The sequence below is a fragment of the Reyranella sp. genome (assembly GCF_050185545.1).
In the GTDB taxonomy this organism is placed as follows: Bacteria; Pseudomonadota; Alphaproteobacteria; order Reyranellales; family Reyranellaceae; genus Reyranella.
Map to the genome: position 1 here is coordinate 7515 of NZ_JBFWZI010000058.1, position 16124 is coordinate 23638.

The following is a 16124-nucleotide window of genomic DNA, read 5'->3' on the forward strand; positions in this document are numbered from 1 at the left end:
TTCCCCCTCCGCCGTCGGCAATGGCGTACGTGAGGATGCAGCGGCGGTCCTTCCTTCGGCAAGCCCAAGGGTTCGTGGGCCGCCGCCACTCGAGCGCACTCGCCACGTGTCCTAGCGGTACATGGATTGCGTCTTCTGTGGCAAGATCATGACGTCCCATAGGTTCCAAATGGGGCTTCTCGAACGCTGTTCACAGAACGCCTTGGCATTGCTCGGGCGTTGTGCTTCCTGCGCTCCTATGCAGCCACGCAGACTTCTGCCAAGTCCGGCTGGAACGAGCACTACGAGCGGCTGGAAGGCATGCTGTTCGGCTACGAGGAATGGCAGAACGACTGGTGGATAGACGACTTGCGCCAACGAAGCGCAGTGTTCGGCACCATGCTCGTTTGGATGGCTGTCGACAAGCCAACCTTATCCGGCATCGAGTTCGCCGCCTGTCGCGGGCGGATGACGCCGTTAACTAACGCAGCGGCTCGAGGATGCTGACGTAGTTCGCCACCGCTGCGCCGCCCATGTTGAAGACGCCGCCGAGCTTCGCCTTCGGCAATTGCAGCGCACCCGGCGCGGTGCCGGAGAGCTGCATCGCCGTCATCACGTGCATCGACACGCCGGTGGCGCCGACCGGATGGCCCTTGGCCTTCAGCCCGCCCGAGACGTTGACCGGCAGCTTGCCGTCGCGCTCGACCCAGCCTTCGTGGATCGCCCGCTCGCCCTCGCCCGGCGCGGTGAGGCCCATCGCCTCGTACTCGATCAGCTCGGCCGAGGTGAAGCAGTCGTGGCTCTCGACGAAGGAGAGGTCGAGCAGGTCGAGCCGCGCCTCCGCCAGCGCCTTCCTCCAGGCGAGCTGCGGGCCCTCGAACTTGATGATGTCGCGCCGGCTCATCGGCAGGAAATCATTGACGTGCTCGGCGGCGCGGAAGGCGATCGCCTGCTTCATGCCGAGCGCCGTCCCGACGTCGGCCAGCACCACGGCGGCCGCGCCGTCCGTGACCGGCGAGCAGTCGGTGCGCTTGAGCGGGCCGGCGACGAACGGGTTCTTGTCTGACGGGGTGCGGCAGAACTCGTAGGCGAACTCCTTCTGGAAGTGCGCGAACGGATTCCTGGCGCCGTTCCTGTGCGCCTTGACCGCGATCTTGGCGAGCGCGTCCGACTTGTCGCCGTAGCGCTGGAAGTAGGCCGAGGTGATCTTGCCGAAGATACCGGCGAAACCGGCCTCGATGCTGGCTTCCTCGGCAACGTAGGACGCCTTGATCAGCACCTCGCCCGCCTGGGCGGAGTTGAGCTCGGTCATCTTCTCGACCCCGACCACCAGCACGAAGCGCGCCTTGCCGGCGGCCAGGCTGTTGAGTCCCATGTGGATCGCGGCCGAGCCGGTGGCGCAGGCGTTCTCGACCCGGGTCGACGGTTTGAAGCGCAGGTCGGGATGGGTCTGCAGCGGCAGCGATGAATGGAACTCCTGGCGCACGAAGCCGCCGTTCATGTTGCCGACATAGATGACATCGACGTCCTTCGGCTCGATGCCGGCATGGGCGATCGCCTCGCTTGCCGCCTTGACGATCAGCGACTCGCTGGTCTCGCCGTCCAGCTTGCCGAACTTGCCGTGCGACCATCCGACGATGCAGGCCGTCATGGAACTCTCCTTCGCTGTTGCTGCCGCCGACCCTAGGCGCACGGGCACGGCCGGTCGAGACCTTCGATATTAGGTGCATATACACCAATGTCGAGGGGGAGTTGACGGATTTCTCGCTGCTGCCTGGGACCGGGAGCGCGCCCGTCGGATTGCGACCGCTAGATCTGCGCCCTGTCCAGGTCGATCGGCACGCCGAGCAGGAACTTGCCCACGGCCTCGAAATGGGACTTGCGACCCTGCAGCTGCTGGGTGACCGCATGGATGTCGCGAAACCGCCGCTCGAACGGTCCGGCCTCCATGATGGCGTTCGCGCCCGCCGCGTCGTACAGGCTGTCGACCACGTCCTTGGCCGAGTGGATCGCGTGGGTGGCGGCGAGCCGGATGGCGACGCGCTGCCCCTCGGTCGGGCGTCCACCCTTGTCGATCTCGCGCCAGGCATCGGCGATGGTGGCGCGCAGGTAGTGGCGAGCGGCGTTCCACCTGGCCTCGGCCTGCCCGAAATCGGCCTGGACGAGCGCGCTTTCGCGCAACGTGTTGCGGTAGTCGCGCGGCGTCTTGTGGGTGGCGAGGGTCACGAACTCGTCCATCACGGCGCGGGCGATGCCCAGCGCCACATGGGCGAAGCCCGACGAGTAGACCATGGTGCTGGTGTAGCGGTAGTGCGGGCTGGGATCGAGGCGCGTCGCCTCGTCGTCGCGCAGGAAGCTGTGCCGGGCGGGAACGAACAGGTCCTTGACGACGAACGAATCGCTGCCCGTGCCGCGCAGACCGACGACGTGCCAGACGTCCTTCACGTCGGCCTGCGACTTGGGAAACAGCATGGCGCGCAGCTCCGGCCGCTTGTTGGCGGCGAGGCGCGGGCTGCCGTCCGCCTCGAGCACCAGGCAATGGGCGCCGAGCCACGTCGCGTGGCGGCTGCCGCTGGCGAAGGCGCCGCTGTAGTTGACGATGTAGCCGCCGTCGGCGGCGATGGCCTTGGCGCCGGGGCTGGGTCCCCAGGCCAGCACGCCGTCGGGGTCGCGGAAGATCTCGCGCGCCGTCTCGCGGTCGAGGTAACCCGCCGCCATCGAGCAGCCCGAGCCCTGGTTGACGCACCAGGCGGCGCTGGCATCGAACCGGGCGATCTCCTCGACCACGCGGGTGTAGGCGAGCGCATCGAGCGCGCCGCCGTTCAGCCAGCGCGGCAGCAGCATGCGGAACAACCCGGCCGCATGCATGCCGGATACCAGCTTCGGATCGAGCTCGCGCGCGTCCTCCTCGTAGTCGCGCGCCGCCGCGAACAGCGGCGCCAGCGCGCGAACGCGCTCGATGTAGTCGTCCGCGGTCGGCGTCGACATCGCCGGCATGGCGGGCGCTCGCGCCTGTTCGGTAATGCTGCTCATGATTCGCACGCGCGCTCTTCTTTGTCCTCCCCAGCTCCGCTGAAGAGGTGTCGGCCTCTTCGCCGACGGAGGGGTCATGGTCTTCCGGACCGCGGGCGTCCCGCCCGCTCATCATCATGAGTGGGCGGGACGCCCGCGGTCCCATGATTCATGACCCCTCCGTCGCCGTATGACGGCGACACCTCCCCAGCATAGCTGGGGAGAATTATTGGCTAGGCCGGTGCCATGCGGCGGGCGGTCTCGGACATCTGGCCGGCGTCCTCGACATCCGCGGGGCCAGGCTCCGCGGGATCGAAATCCATCTCGACCTCGATGCCGTTGGGATCGAAGCAGAACAGCTGCCAGGTGCGGAACGGCTCGGGGGCGCGGCGCAGGCGGTACTTGACCTGCGTCTTGTCGAGATGGGCAAGCACGCCGCCGAGGTTCTCGCCGCGGAAGGCCATGTGATCGAGCCCGCCGCGCACCGGGTTCGGCATCTGCTTGACCTCGATGACGTGGAGGATGGGCTTGCCTTCGGCGGCATAGAGCCAGTAGCCCGGAACCTGGAAGTTCGGGCGGGCGCCCGGATGCAGGCCGAGCGCGCCATAGAACTCCTTGGTCTGCTCCGGCTTGTCGGTGACGATCGTGAAGTGATCCATGCGACGGATGAAGCTCATGCGGGACCTCCCTCGTGTAGCCATGTTGCTCGTGCGGCCATGTTGCTCGTGCGTCGAACGATGCTGCCTGTGCGGCGAACGATGCTGCGCGTGCCGTGAACGATAGGTCGCCGCCGGGGTAGCGTCAAAGCGGTGGCATCGCCCTGCAGCCCTCGGCCCGCCCAAATTCCGCCGTCCCGAGGGTATTGACTGGACCTCCTCTGCGGAGCCCAACTTTCCTCCCATGGCTGAGAACCAACCGACGAACGAACCCTCGAAGCCGCGCTGGCCGCTCATCCTGGGCGCCCTGGTCGGCGGCTTCCTGCTCATCGCCGCCGGCCTCGCCCTTGGCTGGTACCTGTTCTACCGGCCGATCGTGAACGTGGCGGTCCAGCTGCCTGCGCCGCCGCCGCCGCCGGCACCGCCCGGCCCGGATGCCGCCCAGGTGAAGGCGATGGAGGAGCAGATCGAGAAGCAGAAGGCCGCCAACAAGCAGATCGAGGATCAGATCGCGCTGTTGAAGGAGCGGCTGCGCGCCGATGTCTGCACGATCAAGGATCCCCTGGGCAAGGATCCGGCCGGCAAGGCGCCGCCTGGCAGCACGCCGGCCCCGCCCGGTGCGCTGCCGGAGCGTAAGTCGGAGGCCGTCCCGGGTGGCGGCCCCGCCCCCCGCGCCGCCGTCGTGCCGACAGCCGCCCCGGCGAGCGCGGCCAAGGCCGGCAAGATGACCGCCGGCGATCTCGCGGCCGCTCTCGAGCAGGCCACTGTGCTGGTGGTGTCCGAGCGCGGCGACAGCGGCGCCGGCTTCTTCGTCGCGCCGAACCTCGTGATCACCAATCGCCACGTGATCGGGCGCACGGTACCAGGCGGCGAGGCGCTGGTGCTGAGCAAGCATCTCAAGACGGGCTACCTCGGCAGGGTGGTGGCGACGTCGCAGCCCGGCCAAGCTACCCAGGCGGATTTCGCGGTGATCCAGGTCGATGTGCCGCCCGGCACCGCGCGACCGCTGCCGATCGCGGCCGAGCCGTCGGCGCTGAGCGAGGTCGTGGCGGCGGGCTATCCGGCCATCGCCATCGCCCAGGACCGCAACCTGCGGCGCCTGGCGGCCGGCGATCTCAAGGCCTCGCCCCAGGTCGTGCTGACCAAGGGAACGGTGAGCGCGGTGCAGAACAAGGAGCGCAATGCGCCCATCATCCTGCACTCCGCCGACATCTCGGCCGGCAACTCGGGCGGGCCGCTGGTCGATGCGTGCGGCCGCGCGGTCGGCATCAACACCTTCATCGCGACCAACCAGCAGGCCACCAAGGCCAACTATGCGCTAGGCGGATCGTGGCTGGCGGCCTTCCTGCGCGCGGCCAGCAAGCCGGTCGACTGGCGCGCCGACGCCTGCATTTGATTCTTGGTCCTCCGGACCGCGGGCGTCTCTTATGGACCGCGGGCGTCCCGCCCGCTCAGATTCATGAGCGAGTGAGACACGCGCGGCCCGGAAGGCCATGATTCATGAGCGGGCGGGACGCCCGCGGTCCGGAAGAGCATGATTCATGAGCGGGCGGGACGCCCGCGTTCCAAATGAGTCGGTAACAAAAAGATTCGTTGCCCGACACAACATCTAGCCTCACTCTAGGGTCGCTGCTCAACAACAGGTGAGAGCGGGGGAGTGACAGAGGTAGCGAGGACAGGCCGGCGCTGGGCGTCGGCCATTGCCATGGCCCTGCTGGCCGGCGGCTGCGATCGCATGGTCGTGCTCAATCCCAAGGGTCCGATCGCCGACGCCGAGCGCGGCCTGCTGTTCGACGCCTTCAGCGTCATGATGCTGGTGATCGTGCCGGTGATCCTGCTCGCGTTCTGGTTCGCCTGGCGCTACCGGGCTTCCAACCGGGCGGCGCGCTACGAGCCGAAATGGTCCGAATCGACGCTGGTCGACAGCATCGTCTGGCTTATCCCGGCGGCCATCGTCATTGCCGTCGCCGTCCTGGTGTGGCGCAGCACGCACAGGCTCGATCCCTATCGGCCGATCGCTTCGGACCTGCCGCCGCTCGACATTCAGGTCGTGGGGCAGGATTGGAAGTGGCTGTTCATCTATCCCGAGCAGGGCGTCGCGTCGGTGAACCAGATGGCGATCCCCACCGGCCGTCCGGTCAGCCTCCGCATCACCTCCGACACGGTGATGAACTCGTTCTACGTGCCGGCGCTGGCCGGGCAGATCTACGCCATGGCCGGCATGCAGACCCGCCTGCAAATGCTGGCCAGCCAGCCCGGCAAGTTCGTCGGCCGCAACACGCAATATAGCGGCGGCGGCTTCTCCGATCAGTTCTTCGAGGTCCTGGCGAGCCCGCCAGGCGAGTTCGATGCCTGGGTCGCCAAGGCGAAGCAGGCGCCGGACAAGCTCGATCCGCCGACCTACGCCCGGCTCGCGGTGCGCAGCCGCAACGTGCCGTTCACCTACTACTCGGCGGTCGAGCCGCACCTCTTCGATTCGATCGTCGCCAAGTACACGCACGCCCACCAGGTTCCAGCCGCCACTGGCCAGGCGCCGGCCCGGAGATAGAGGATGTTCGGCAAGCTCACGATCGACGCCCTGCCGCTCTACAGCGCCATCGCCGCCGGCGGCGCCCTGGTCACGGTGGGCGGTGCGGCGCTGGTCGTTCTGGTCATCACCTGGCTGCGCGCCTGGAAGTACCTGTGGACCGAATGGCTGACCAGCGTCGACCACAAGCGCATCGGCGTCATGTACATCGTGCTGGCGCTGATCATGCTGCTGCGCGGCTTCGTCGACGCCATCATGATGCGCGCCCAGCAGGCGATGGCGCTCAATTCCGGCGGCTACCTGCCGCCCGAGCATTTCGACCAGATCTTCAGCTCGCATGGCACGATCATGATCTTCTTCATGGCGATGCCGTTCATGACCGGCCTGGTCAATCTCGCCATGCCGCTGCAGATCGGCACCCGCGACGTCGCCTTCCCGTTCCTCAACTCGCTGAGCCTCTGGCTGAGCGCGGCGGGTGCGGGGCTGGTCATGGTCTCGCTGGTGATCGGCAAGTTCTCGACCGCCGGCTGGACCGGCTACCCGCCCTATTCGGGCATCCAGTACAACCCGGGCGTCGGCGTCGATTACTGGATCTGGGCGCTGCTGATCAGCGGCATCGGCTCGACCCTGTCGGGCATTAATTTCGTCGTCACCATCCTGAAGCGCCGCGCTCCGGGCATGAGCCTGATGCGCATGACGCCGTTCACCTGGACCGCGCTGGTCACCAGCGTGCTGATGATCTTCGCCTTCCCCGCCCTCACCGTGGCCTGCGGCCTGCTGGCGCTCGATCGCCTGCTCGGCATGCATTTCTTCACGAACGACCACGGCGGCAACATGATGAACTACGTCAACCTGTTCTGGATCTGGGGCCATCCGGAGGTCTACATCCTGATCCTGCCGGCGTTCGGCGTGTTCTCCGAGGTCGTCTCGACCTTCTCGCGCAAGCGGCTGTTCGGCTACGAATCGCTGGTCTACGCCACGGCGGCGATCGGCATCCTGTCGTTCACCGTCTGGCTGCACCATTTCTTCACCATGGGCTCGTCCGCCACGGTCAACGCCTTCTTCGGCATCACCACCATGGTGATCGCCGTGCCGACCGGCGTGAAGGTGTTCAACTGGCTGCTCACCATGTATCGCGGCCGCATCAGCTTCCACCCGTCGATGCTGTTCACGATAGGCTTCATCGTCACCTTCGTGATCGGCGGCATGACCGGCGTGCTGCTGGCGATGCCGCCGGCCGACTTCCTGATGCACAACACGACCTTCCTGGTCGCGCACTTCCACAACATGATCATCCCGGGCGTGCTGTTCGGCTACCTCGCCGGCTACATGTACTGGTTCCCCAAGGCGTTCGGCTTCAAGATCAACGAGCCGTGGGGCGTGCGCGCCTTCTGGTGCTGGATCATCGGCTTCTACCTCGCCTTCATGCCGCTCTACGTGCTGGGCTTCATGGGCATGCCGCGACGCATGGAGCAGTACAACGACCCGGCGTGGGCGCCCTGGCTGATGATCGCCGCCGCCGGCGCCTTCCTGATCCTGATCGGCATCGCCTGCCTCGCCCTGCAGGTGCTGGCGACCTTCCGCGACCGCCGGCGCGACGCCGACGTCACCGGCGATCCCTATGACGGCCGCACGCTCGAATGGGCGACCGCCTCGCCGCCGCCGCCCTACAATTTCGCCATCCTGCCGCAGGTCGCCGACCGCGAGCCGCTGCTCGACATGAAGGAGCGCGGTGTGGCCTGGCAGAAGCCCGCGAAGTACGAGGACATCGAGATGCCGAAGAGCTCGGCGGTCGGCGTCATCATGGGTGCCCTGGCCTTCGTGCTGGGCTTCGCCATGGTCTGGCACATCTGGTGGCTGGTCGTGGCGTGCGCCGTGGTCATGTGGGTGACCATGATCGTGCGCTCGTCCGACGACGACCAGGAATATCGCCTCAGCGCCGGCGAGGTGGCGCGCATCGAGGAGGCGCGCTACCGCGCCCTGGGCAGCCGGGCATGAACACACGGGCCGGCACGATGGCGGCGCATGGCGGCGGGTCGGCGGCCGCCGAGACCCACGCGCAACGCACGCTGGGCTTCTGGCTCTACCTGATGAGCGATGCCTGCATCTTCGCGCTCCTGTTCATGACCTACGGCATCATGGTGGGCAACACCGACGGCGGGCCGACCGGCAAGTCCCTGTTCAGCCTGTCCAACGCCGCCTACGAGACCGCCCTGCTGCTGGTCAGCAGCACGACCTTCGGCTTCGCCTCGCTCGCCTCGCGCGACGGCAACCGCGGCGCCGTGCTGGGCTGGCTCGTCCTCACCTTCGTGCTGGGCGCCGGCTTCGTCTTCCTCGAGGTGCGCGAGTTCCTCGGCCTGATCAATGCCGGCGCCGGTCCCGACCGCAGCGGCTTCCTGTCGGCTTTCTTCACCCTGGTCGGCACCCACGGCGTGCATGTCAGCACCGGCCTGGTCTGGATCGTGATCATGATCGGCCAGATCATGGCGAAGGGCCTCAGCCTGCCGGTGACCTCGCGCCTGTTCCGCCTCGGCCTGTTCTGGCACTTCCTCGACATCGCCTGGGTCGGCATCTTCTCCGTCGTCTACCTTCCGGGGCTCTTGTGATGGAAAGCCACGGCACGCGCTCGAGCTACATCGTGGGCTTCGTGCTCGCCGTCATCCTGACGGCGATCCCGTTCGCCCTGGTCGCTACCCAGTCGATGACCAGGACGCAGACCATCCTGATCATCGCCGCCGCCGCGGTGCTGCAGATCCTGGTGCACCTGCGCTATTTCCTGCACCTGAGCTTTGCCCGGAGCGCGCGCGAGAACCTGTTCGCCGTCGCCTTCACGGCCGTGCTGATCTTCCTGATGGTCGGCGGCAGCATCTGGGTGATGCTCGATCTGCACATGCGGATGGCGCTCTGACCTGTCGGGTGCGCTGCCCCATATTGGAATAGTCTCTACCATCTGTTCGGGATTTCCGAACATGGGGAGAACCGATGGTCGAGCCGAGCCTGGCCGAGACGAACGCCTTCATTGTCGTCCTCGAGCAGAAGAGTTTCAGCAAGGCTGCCAGGCAGCTCAACCTGTCGCCGCCGCGCGTCAGTGAAATGGTGCGCCAGCTCGAGGAGCGATTGGGCGTGCGCCTGATCGAGCGCACGACCCGCTCGGTGGCGCCGACCGTCGCGGGGGAGCGCCTGCTGGCGCGGCTGCGGCCGGTGCTCGACGACTATCGTGCCGCGCTCGACCTCGTGAACGACTTTCGCGAGAAGCCCGCCGGCGTCTTGCGCCTCACCGTCGCGCCGCCCGTCGCCTATCTGGGGCTGATTCCCGCCATCAGCCGCTTTCTGATCGCCTACCCGGAAATCAGCGTGGAGATCGCCGCCGACAGCGGCCTTGTCGACATCGTGGCCGGCCGTTTCGATGCCGGCATCCGCCATGCCGACCGACTGGAGCGCGACATGATTGCCGTGCGCATCAGCGACGAAGTTCCTGCCGTCACGGTCGCGGCGCCGTCCTACATCGCGCGCCACGGCAAGCCGCGGACGCCGCACGAGCTCGCCAAACACGACTGCATCCGGATCCGCTTCGGCAGCGGTGCCCTCATATCGTGGCGCTACCGGTTGGGCCGCCGCGTCGTCGAGGTCCCGGTTGAGGGACGCATCGTCGTCAACGACGACCGGATGGCCATCCAGGCCGTTGTCGAAGGCGCGGGACTGCTGCAGATGCCGCGCAGCGCGGTCGAGCGTGAGCTCGCGGCCAAGCGGCTCGTGACCGTGCTCGACGATTGCCAGCCGCCGCCGCTGGCGGGCTTCTTTCTCTACTATCCCAGTCGCCGACAGGTTCGCCCGGCGCTCAAGGTGCTGATCGATTTCCTGCGCAAGCGCGACCGTTGATCGCCCTTGTTGTCGAACAAGACGTGGCAGGTTCACCACGGGACGCATTCCGTCCGCCTGATCGCAGCCGGACGGAATGCGGTCCAGATCAGCCGGCGGCGAACGCGATCGTGCCGCCGGTCAGCCGTTCGATCTCGGCCAGCGCCTTGTCACGATTGGCGTTGGCGGCCTCCGGCCCCATGGCCAGGCCTTCGAGATGGACGAAGGTCACGTCGGTCAGGCCCACAAATCCCAGCACGGTCCTGAGATAGGGCTCCTGGAAGTCGAAGGCGGCGGCCGGTGCCCCCTTGCTGTAGAGACCGCCGCGCGCCACCAGGACATACACCTTCTTGTCCTTGAGCAGCCCCTCGGGCCCTTTCTCGGTATAGCGGAAAGTGCGGCCGCGACGCGCCACATGGTCGATCCAGGCCTTCAGGGTGGAGGGGATCGAAAAATTGTACATGGGCACCGCGAGCACGATCGTGTCGGCGGCCTCGAGCTCGGCGATCAGCTCGTCGGACAGGGCGGCGCCGGTGGGGGCGCCCATGGCGGCGAAGGTCGCGCCGTCGAGATGGGGCATGGTCTGCGGCGTCAGCGCCCGCTCGACGACCGAACAATGTGGATAGCGCTTCAGGAAATCGCGCGCCAGGCCCAGTGACTGGGAGCCCTCGCCGAAGACGCTGGAATGGATCAGAAGGACGTTGCTCATGACGGGCTCCGGGACGTGACGGTTGGACGGGTTGCGAACAGAGCGAAGATGGGCGGATCGACATCCTGGAATAAGTCGGAATGATGCGAATGGGTTCTGCGGCTTTGCCGAATAGTGGCCGGCACAGGGTATTCCGAAAGGCCACACGACACGTTCCGGCTATTTCACCGTCGGGCAATACCGGACGGTCCGGTTCGCGAGCATGCCACGTTTGTCTTTTTGCGCCACGTCACGACGCCTCCTGATCCCTGTTGCGCAAAAGCGGTATCGCGCCGACTATCTGGGCCGGATCACAGCAAGGACGTGACTGGGCAGGTGCGCAGAGTGTGAGGACAGATCAGACCGGGCTTCCGAAGCCGGCATGGCCCTTACGGCCGATGACCAGGTGGCCGTGGACGGTTGTGCCCAGCGCCTTTCATGGAGCAAAGCGCGCCCGTCGCGACCCGGGGCAACAGGAGGGGCCGATGCAGAACATCGTCGAAGACCGCCGTTTGCCACTCGACATCGATGCCCAACCGGTGGTGCAGGCGGCCGCTGCACTCAAGCCGACATTGCGGCGCTACCACGACGAGATCGAGCGCGAGCAGCGGCTGTCACCCGACCTGGTCGAGCAGATGCACGCGGCGGGCTTCTACCGCCTCCTGCTGCCGCGGTCGCTCGGCGGCCTGCAGGCCGACCCGTTGACCTACATCCGCGTCGTCGAGCTCCTTGCCGAAGGCGCGGGTTCGGTCGGCTGGAACGTCGCGAACAACGGCGTCGGCTCGCTGGTGACGCTCGGCCTTCCGGACGACGGCGTGCAGGAGATCTATCCGAAGGGCCATCGCACCGTGATTGCCGGTACTGCGGTGCAGGGCGGCGGCCAGGCGGTGCCGGTCCAGGGCGGCTATCGTGTCAGTGGGCGCTGGACTTTCGGCAGCGGCTGCCATGAAGCCGCCTGGATGCTCGGCAGCTTCCAGATTCTCGACGACGGTGAGCCGCGCCGCCGCGACGACGGCGGCATGTTCTGGCGCGGCCTGTTCCCGCGCCCCGAGGTCGAGGTCATTCCCGGCAGCTGGGAGGTGAGCGGGCTGCGCGGCACCGGGAGCTTCGATTGGACGGTGAAGGATTTCTTCCTGCCGGAGCGGCGCACGATGATCCATGCCGGCGTGCCGCTCGACAACCAGTGGGGGCATTGGCCGGGCATCACTTACGCCCTGCCGGCACCGGCCTGGGTCGGACCGCACCAATGCGCGGTTATCACCGGGCTGGCGCGCGCCGGCATCAACGCGCTCGTCGAGCTTGCCGGCGAGAAGACGCCGCGCGGCCGCACGGGCCGGCTGTGCGACAATCCGCAGGTGCAGGACGCGATCGGGCGCGCCGATGCGATCCTCAATTCCGGACGCATCTATCGCAATGCGATGATCGCCGAGCTGTGGAATACGCTCGCCGACGGCCGGGAGACCACGCTCGAGCAGCGCGCGCGCTGCCGGCTCGCCGCGGTGCACGCGGGCGACTGCGCACGCCAGGCGATGGACCTGATGTTCCGGCATGGCGGCAGCACCTCGTTCAAGACCGAGAGTCGCCTGGCCGAAGTGTGGCGCGACCTGCAGGTGGTCGGCCAGGCGGCGACGCTCGCTCCGGAGTGGTATCCGATCGGCGGCCGCGCGTTCCTCGGGCTCGATCCCGGCCCGCGGCTGCGCTAGGACGGCTCGCGATGTGATCAAGAGCAAACGCAAGTTCGAGGCCTGGCTGCTGAAGCTTTGATCGCCGCACCGCTGCTGCCATGATCCTTCTCCGAAGGAGTACATCATGGCCGCCATCAGCTTCATCAATGCGCGGGTCTTCGACGGCGTGGCGCCGGTGCTGCACACCGGAAGGACCGTGCGGGTCGAGGACGGCCTCATCGCCTCGATCGGCGAGGGCAATGCGGCCCAGTCGGGCGACGAGGTCGTCGACTGCAAGGGCGCGGTGCTGATGCCCGGCCTGATCGACCTGCACGTGCATGTCTGGGCGGCCGAGCTGAACGTAAGCAGGCTGGTGGAATACCCCGCCGAGTACGTTGCGCTTTTTGCCGCCAGCTCGCTGCTCGGCAGCCTGGATCGTGGTTTCACCACCCTGCGCGACGCCGGCGGCACGGATGCGGCCTATGCGCTCGCCATCGAGCAGGGGTTCATCAAGGCGCCGCGCTTTTTCCACTCCGGCCGGCTGATCTCGCAGACCGGTGGCCATGGCGACATGCGCGGCCTGCTGGTGCAGGATTTCGGCGGTTGCGTCTGCTGCCCGCCGCGCCAGTCGCGCTTCACGTCGATCGCCGACGGCGCGGATGGGGTGCGCAAGGCGGTGCGCGAGGAGTTCCGGCGGGGCGCGCGACAGGTGAAGCTGATGTGCTCGGGCGGCGTGGCGAGCCCGACCGACCCGATCGACAAGATGCAGTACACCGATGCCGAGATCCTGGCCGCCGTCGAGGAGGCGCGCATGCGCGATCTCTATGTCTTCGCCCATTGCCACCCCGACGCCGCGATCCGCCGCTGCTCGGAGCTCGGCGTCCGCTGCATCGAGCACGCGACCTTCATCAGCGAGGAGACCGCGACCGTGATGGCGCACAATGGCACCTATGCCGTGCCGACGCTCGCCGTCGTGCATGCGCTGAACGCCGACGGGCCGGCCTTCGGCTTCCCCGAGGCCAGCCAGCGGAAGCTGGCCGGCTGCCTGGAGGCCATGTTGCGCGGGCTTGCCATCATGAAGCGGGCAGGCGTGAAGATGGGCTTCGGCACCGATCTGTTGGGCGCGCACCAGCAGCGGCAGTGTATCGAGTTCGGCCTGCGTGCCGACGTGCTGCCGTCCTTCGACGTGCTGCTCTCGGCTACCAGCGTGGCGGCCGAGATCCTGATGGAGAAGGGGCGTCTCGGTGTGATCGCGCCCGGTGCGCATGCCGACATTCTGATGGTCGACGGCGACCCGCTCGACGACGTGCGTGTGCTTGGCCGCGACGGCACCACGCTGCCCGTGATCATGAAGGCCGGCCAGTTCCACAAGCGGCTGATCTGAGCGGCAGGCGTGGCCGCGCCATTATTCCGGCAGGCGCCTCGTATCCTCGAGAAGGGCGCGGGTCGTCCGGAGGCGCCGTTCGTCATCGGCTCCAGGCTGAGTTACGATGGCGCGGCAAAGATCGGATAGCCCCGAGATCGAATAGCCAACGTGAGGAGACGCCAGCGATGCGCACGAGCTTTTCAGTCAACGACATGACCGTCCACCGGATCGTGGAGCAGGAGAGCGGCTTCACGCCGATGCTCGACTTCCTGCCGACATTGTCGAAAGAAACCCTCGGCGAGAACCTCGACTGGCTGGCGCCCGGAGGCTATGACAGCGCGACCGGGAACGTCGTGTTGTGCTTCCAGTCGTATGTCGTCAAGACGCCGCACCATAACATCCTGGTCGACAGCTGCATCGGCAACGACAAGAACTTCCCGCTGCGGCCGGCCTGGAACAAGAAGAGCGATCCCAACTGGATGACTGCGCTGAAGGCTGCGGGCCTCGGGGTCGAGGACATCGATTTCGTGATGTGCACGCATCTGCACGGCGATCACGTCGGCTGGAACACGCGACTGGAGAACGGCCGCTGGGTCCCGACCTTTCCGAAGGCGCGCTACCTGTTCTCGAGGAAAGAGTACACCTACTGGAGCGAGATCCATCAGAAGACGCCGCTCGACCAGATCAGCGACAGCGTGCTGCCGATCATCGAGGCCAATCGGGCCGAACTGGTCACCAGCGATCATGCGCTCAACGACCATATCCGATTGAGTCCGACCCCTGGCCACACGCCCGACCATTTCGCGGTCTGCGCCGGCAAGGGCTCCGACGCCGCGGTGTTCACCGGCGATCTGATCCATTCGCCGATCCAGGCCCGCTATCCCGAGCTGGTCATGCGCGTCGACACCGACCGCGACCAGGCTGTACGGACGCGCCGGAATTTCCTGGAGCGCTACTGCGACACCGACACGCTGTGCTGCACGATGCACTTCCCGTCGCCCTCGGTTGGCCATATCAAGCGCTGGGGTGACGGCTTCCGCCTGGAATACGCAAAAACCTGAAGACGCGGAGTCGCCATGCCGGCATGGCGGCAGGGCAGTGCGATAACGGAAGCACGGCCGAGGTGGGCGAATGTCTCGAACGCCATTTTGCATCTCCTCCCCGGCTTTGCTGGGGAGGTGTCTGCGTCTTCGCGGACGGAGGGGTCATGAGTCATATCATGCGGACCGCGGGCGTCTCGCCCGCTCAAGAGAAGATCGGGCGGGACGCCCGCGGGCCGGAAGATCCTGACCCCGCCGCGCCCATCGGGGGCAGCACCCCCGAAATACCCCCGAAGTCGGGGGAGGAACCCGTAAGATGTGTCCGCTCTGTAGCAGCGAAGCTGGGGAGGAGATGACTAGCGTCCCGGATGCCAGCCGGCCTCGGCGACGAAGCGGGCGAAGAACTGTTCCTCGTAAGCGTGCTCGGGGTCGTCGCGCACCATCCGGTCCATCAGTTCTGCATCCGATCCGACCAGGATGCGCCAGCGGCCCGCCTTGACCCCTTCCAGGATGATCGTCGCCGCCTCGGCGGCGCTGGTGGGCGCATCGCTCAGAAAGCGCCGGGCACGCTCGGCGAGCATGGACTTGATCTCCTCGTCCGACAGCGCCGACGCGTCCTTGCCCATCGAGGTGAGCCGCGCTCGCGCCTGGGCGATCTGCCGGGCATCCAGCTCATCCGAATCGTTGCCAGTCTGGACCTTGAGTGAGTTGGTGCGAAAGCCGGTGCCGATATGTCCGGGCATGACCACCGAGACCTTTATGTGCGGCGCATTCAGTCGGAGATCGGTCATCAGGGCTTCGCTGAACCCTTTCACCGCGAATTTCGCCGCCGAATAGGCCGTGTGCGGCGCGCCGGGGCCAATCGAGGCCCAGAAGCCGTTCATGCTGCTGGTGTTGACGATGTGCGCCTCGTCCGCCGCCTGCAGCAGGGGCAGGAAGGCGCGGGTGGCAAGGTAGACGCCGCCCCAGCAGACGTCGAAGGTGCGTTCCCACTCCGCGCGATCGTTGACGATCATGCTGCCGCCGCCGCCGATCCCGGCATTGTTGAACAGCAGATGGAGGCGGTCGGTCGCGTGCTCCTTTGCGGCCTCGTCGCGAAAGCGCATCACGTCGGCCTCCCTGGAGACGTCGGCGAGATGCGCGGTGACGCGCAGGCCTTGCGGCAACCCGGCCGCTTCGCACAGTCGCCGCGTCTCCGCCATGCCGCGCATCGAGACGTCGCACATGGCGACGTGACAGCCCTCGGCCACCAGCAGACGCACCAGCTCACGTCCCATTCCCGAGCCGCCACCGGTAACGACGGCAATCCTGCCGGAGAACTCTTTCATCGGATT

General features: G+C 66.9%; 15 protein-coding genes. 10 read left to right on the forward strand and 5 right to left on the reverse strand.

The genetic code is table 11. The features are described 5' to 3' along the window. The first annotated feature begins 300 nt into the window (after nucleotides 1–300). Nucleotides 301–486 carry a hypothetical protein gene (locus AB7O82_RS17335; protein ID WP_428543165.1) on the forward strand — a complete coding sequence of 62 codons (186 nt, stop codon included), beginning with the start codon at nucleotides 301–303 and terminating at the stop codon, nucleotides 484–486. On the opposite strand, the gene AB7O82_RS17340 is transcribed toward AB7O82_RS17335, so the two are convergent. The 3 genes from AB7O82_RS17340 to AB7O82_RS17350 all read right to left on the reverse strand — a co-directional run bounded on the left by AB7O82_RS17340 (nucleotide 461) and on the right by AB7O82_RS17350 (nucleotide 3668). Next, nucleotides 461–1630 carry an acetyl-CoA acetyltransferase gene (locus AB7O82_RS17340; protein WP_428543163.1) on the reverse strand — a complete coding sequence of 390 codons (1170 nt, stop codon included), beginning with the start codon at nucleotides 1628–1630 and terminating at the stop codon, nucleotides 461–463. The two genes, AB7O82_RS17335 and AB7O82_RS17340, sit on opposite strands and share 26 nt — an antisense overlap. Before the next feature lie 158 nt (nucleotides 1631–1788). Continuing rightward, the gene (locus tag AB7O82_RS17345; RefSeq protein ID WP_428543161.1) at nucleotides 1789–3012 is read right to left on the reverse strand and encodes an acyl-CoA dehydrogenase family protein; all 1224 of its coding nucleotides are present in this window, start codon (nucleotides 3010–3012) and stop codon (nucleotides 1789–1791) included. A gap of 212 nt (nucleotides 3013–3224) precedes the next feature. Then, entirely contained in the window at nucleotides 3225–3668 is a 444-nt protein-coding gene (locus AB7O82_RS17350; protein ID WP_428543159.1) for a VOC family protein, read from the reverse strand. A 223-nt stretch (nucleotides 3669–3891) separates the two neighbouring features. Here AB7O82_RS17350 and AB7O82_RS17355 point away from each other — a divergent pair, with 223 nt between their 5' ends. The 6 genes from AB7O82_RS17355 (at nucleotide 3892) to AB7O82_RS17380 (ending at nucleotide 10053) form a co-directional block, all read left to right on the forward strand. After that, a complete protein-coding gene (locus AB7O82_RS17355) occupies nucleotides 3892–5043 on the forward strand; it encodes a S1 family peptidase (protein WP_428543157.1) in 1152 nt (383 codons plus the stop codon). Between the two features lie 261 nt (nucleotides 5044–5304). Further along, nucleotides 5305–6195 (forward strand): ubiquinol oxidase subunit II, encoded by an 891-nt coding sequence (gene cyoA, locus AB7O82_RS17360; protein ID WP_428543155.1) that lies wholly within the window; start codon nucleotides 5305–5307, stop codon nucleotides 6193–6195. 3 nt (nucleotides 6196–6198) lie between these two features. Beyond that, nucleotides 6199–8172, forward strand: coding sequence for a cytochrome o ubiquinol oxidase subunit I (gene cyoB, locus AB7O82_RS17365; RefSeq protein WP_428619853.1), 1974 nt, complete (start codon nucleotides 6199–6201; stop codon nucleotides 8170–8172). Then, nucleotides 8169–8780, forward strand: coding sequence for a cytochrome o ubiquinol oxidase subunit III (cyoC, locus tag AB7O82_RS17370; RefSeq protein ID WP_428619854.1), 612 nt, complete (start codon nucleotides 8169–8171; stop codon nucleotides 8778–8780). Before cyoB ends, cyoC begins: the two co-directional genes overlap by 4 nt. Then, a complete protein-coding gene (gene cyoD, locus AB7O82_RS17375; RefSeq protein ID WP_428543149.1) occupies nucleotides 8780–9082 on the forward strand; it encodes a cytochrome o ubiquinol oxidase subunit IV in 303 nt (100 codons plus the stop codon). Before cyoC ends, cyoD begins: the two co-directional genes overlap by 1 nt. A gap of 74 nt (nucleotides 9083–9156) precedes the next feature. Further along, nucleotides 9157–10053: a LysR family transcriptional regulator gene (locus tag AB7O82_RS17380; RefSeq protein WP_428543147.1), complete on the forward strand. Its 897-nt coding sequence runs from the start codon at nucleotides 9157–9159 to the stop codon at nucleotides 10051–10053. Nucleotides 10054–10141: 88 nt separating this feature from the next. On the opposite strand, the gene AB7O82_RS17385 is transcribed toward AB7O82_RS17380, so the two are convergent. Beyond that, the gene (locus tag AB7O82_RS17385; protein WP_428543145.1) at nucleotides 10142–10741 is read right to left on the reverse strand and encodes an FMN-dependent NADH-azoreductase; all 600 of its coding nucleotides are present in this window, start codon (nucleotides 10739–10741) and stop codon (nucleotides 10142–10144) included. Nucleotides 10742–11205: 464 nt separating this feature from the next. Between AB7O82_RS17385 and AB7O82_RS17390 the strand changes: the two genes are divergently transcribed. The 3 genes from AB7O82_RS17390 (at nucleotide 11206) to AB7O82_RS17400 (ending at nucleotide 14811) form a co-directional block, all read left to right on the forward strand. Continuing rightward, nucleotides 11206–12423 carry an acyl-CoA dehydrogenase family protein gene (locus tag AB7O82_RS17390; RefSeq protein WP_428543143.1) on the forward strand — a complete coding sequence of 406 codons (1218 nt, stop codon included), beginning with the start codon at nucleotides 11206–11208 and terminating at the stop codon, nucleotides 12421–12423. 106 nt (nucleotides 12424–12529) lie between these two features. Next, a complete protein-coding gene (locus tag AB7O82_RS17395; protein WP_428543141.1) occupies nucleotides 12530–13768 on the forward strand; it encodes an amidohydrolase family protein in 1239 nt (412 codons plus the stop codon). Between the two features lie 167 nt (nucleotides 13769–13935). Beyond that, a complete protein-coding gene (locus AB7O82_RS17400; RefSeq protein WP_428543139.1) occupies nucleotides 13936–14811 on the forward strand; it encodes an MBL fold metallo-hydrolase in 876 nt (291 codons plus the stop codon). Nucleotides 14812–15146: 335 nt separating this feature from the next. Here AB7O82_RS17400 and AB7O82_RS17405 read toward each other — a convergent pair whose 3' ends face one another. Further along, on the reverse strand, nucleotides 15147–16118 hold the full coding sequence (locus tag AB7O82_RS17405; RefSeq protein WP_428543137.1) for an SDR family NAD(P)-dependent oxidoreductase: 972 nt from the start codon (nucleotides 16116–16118) through the stop codon (nucleotides 15147–15149). Nucleotides 16119–16124: the final 6 nt, after the last annotated feature.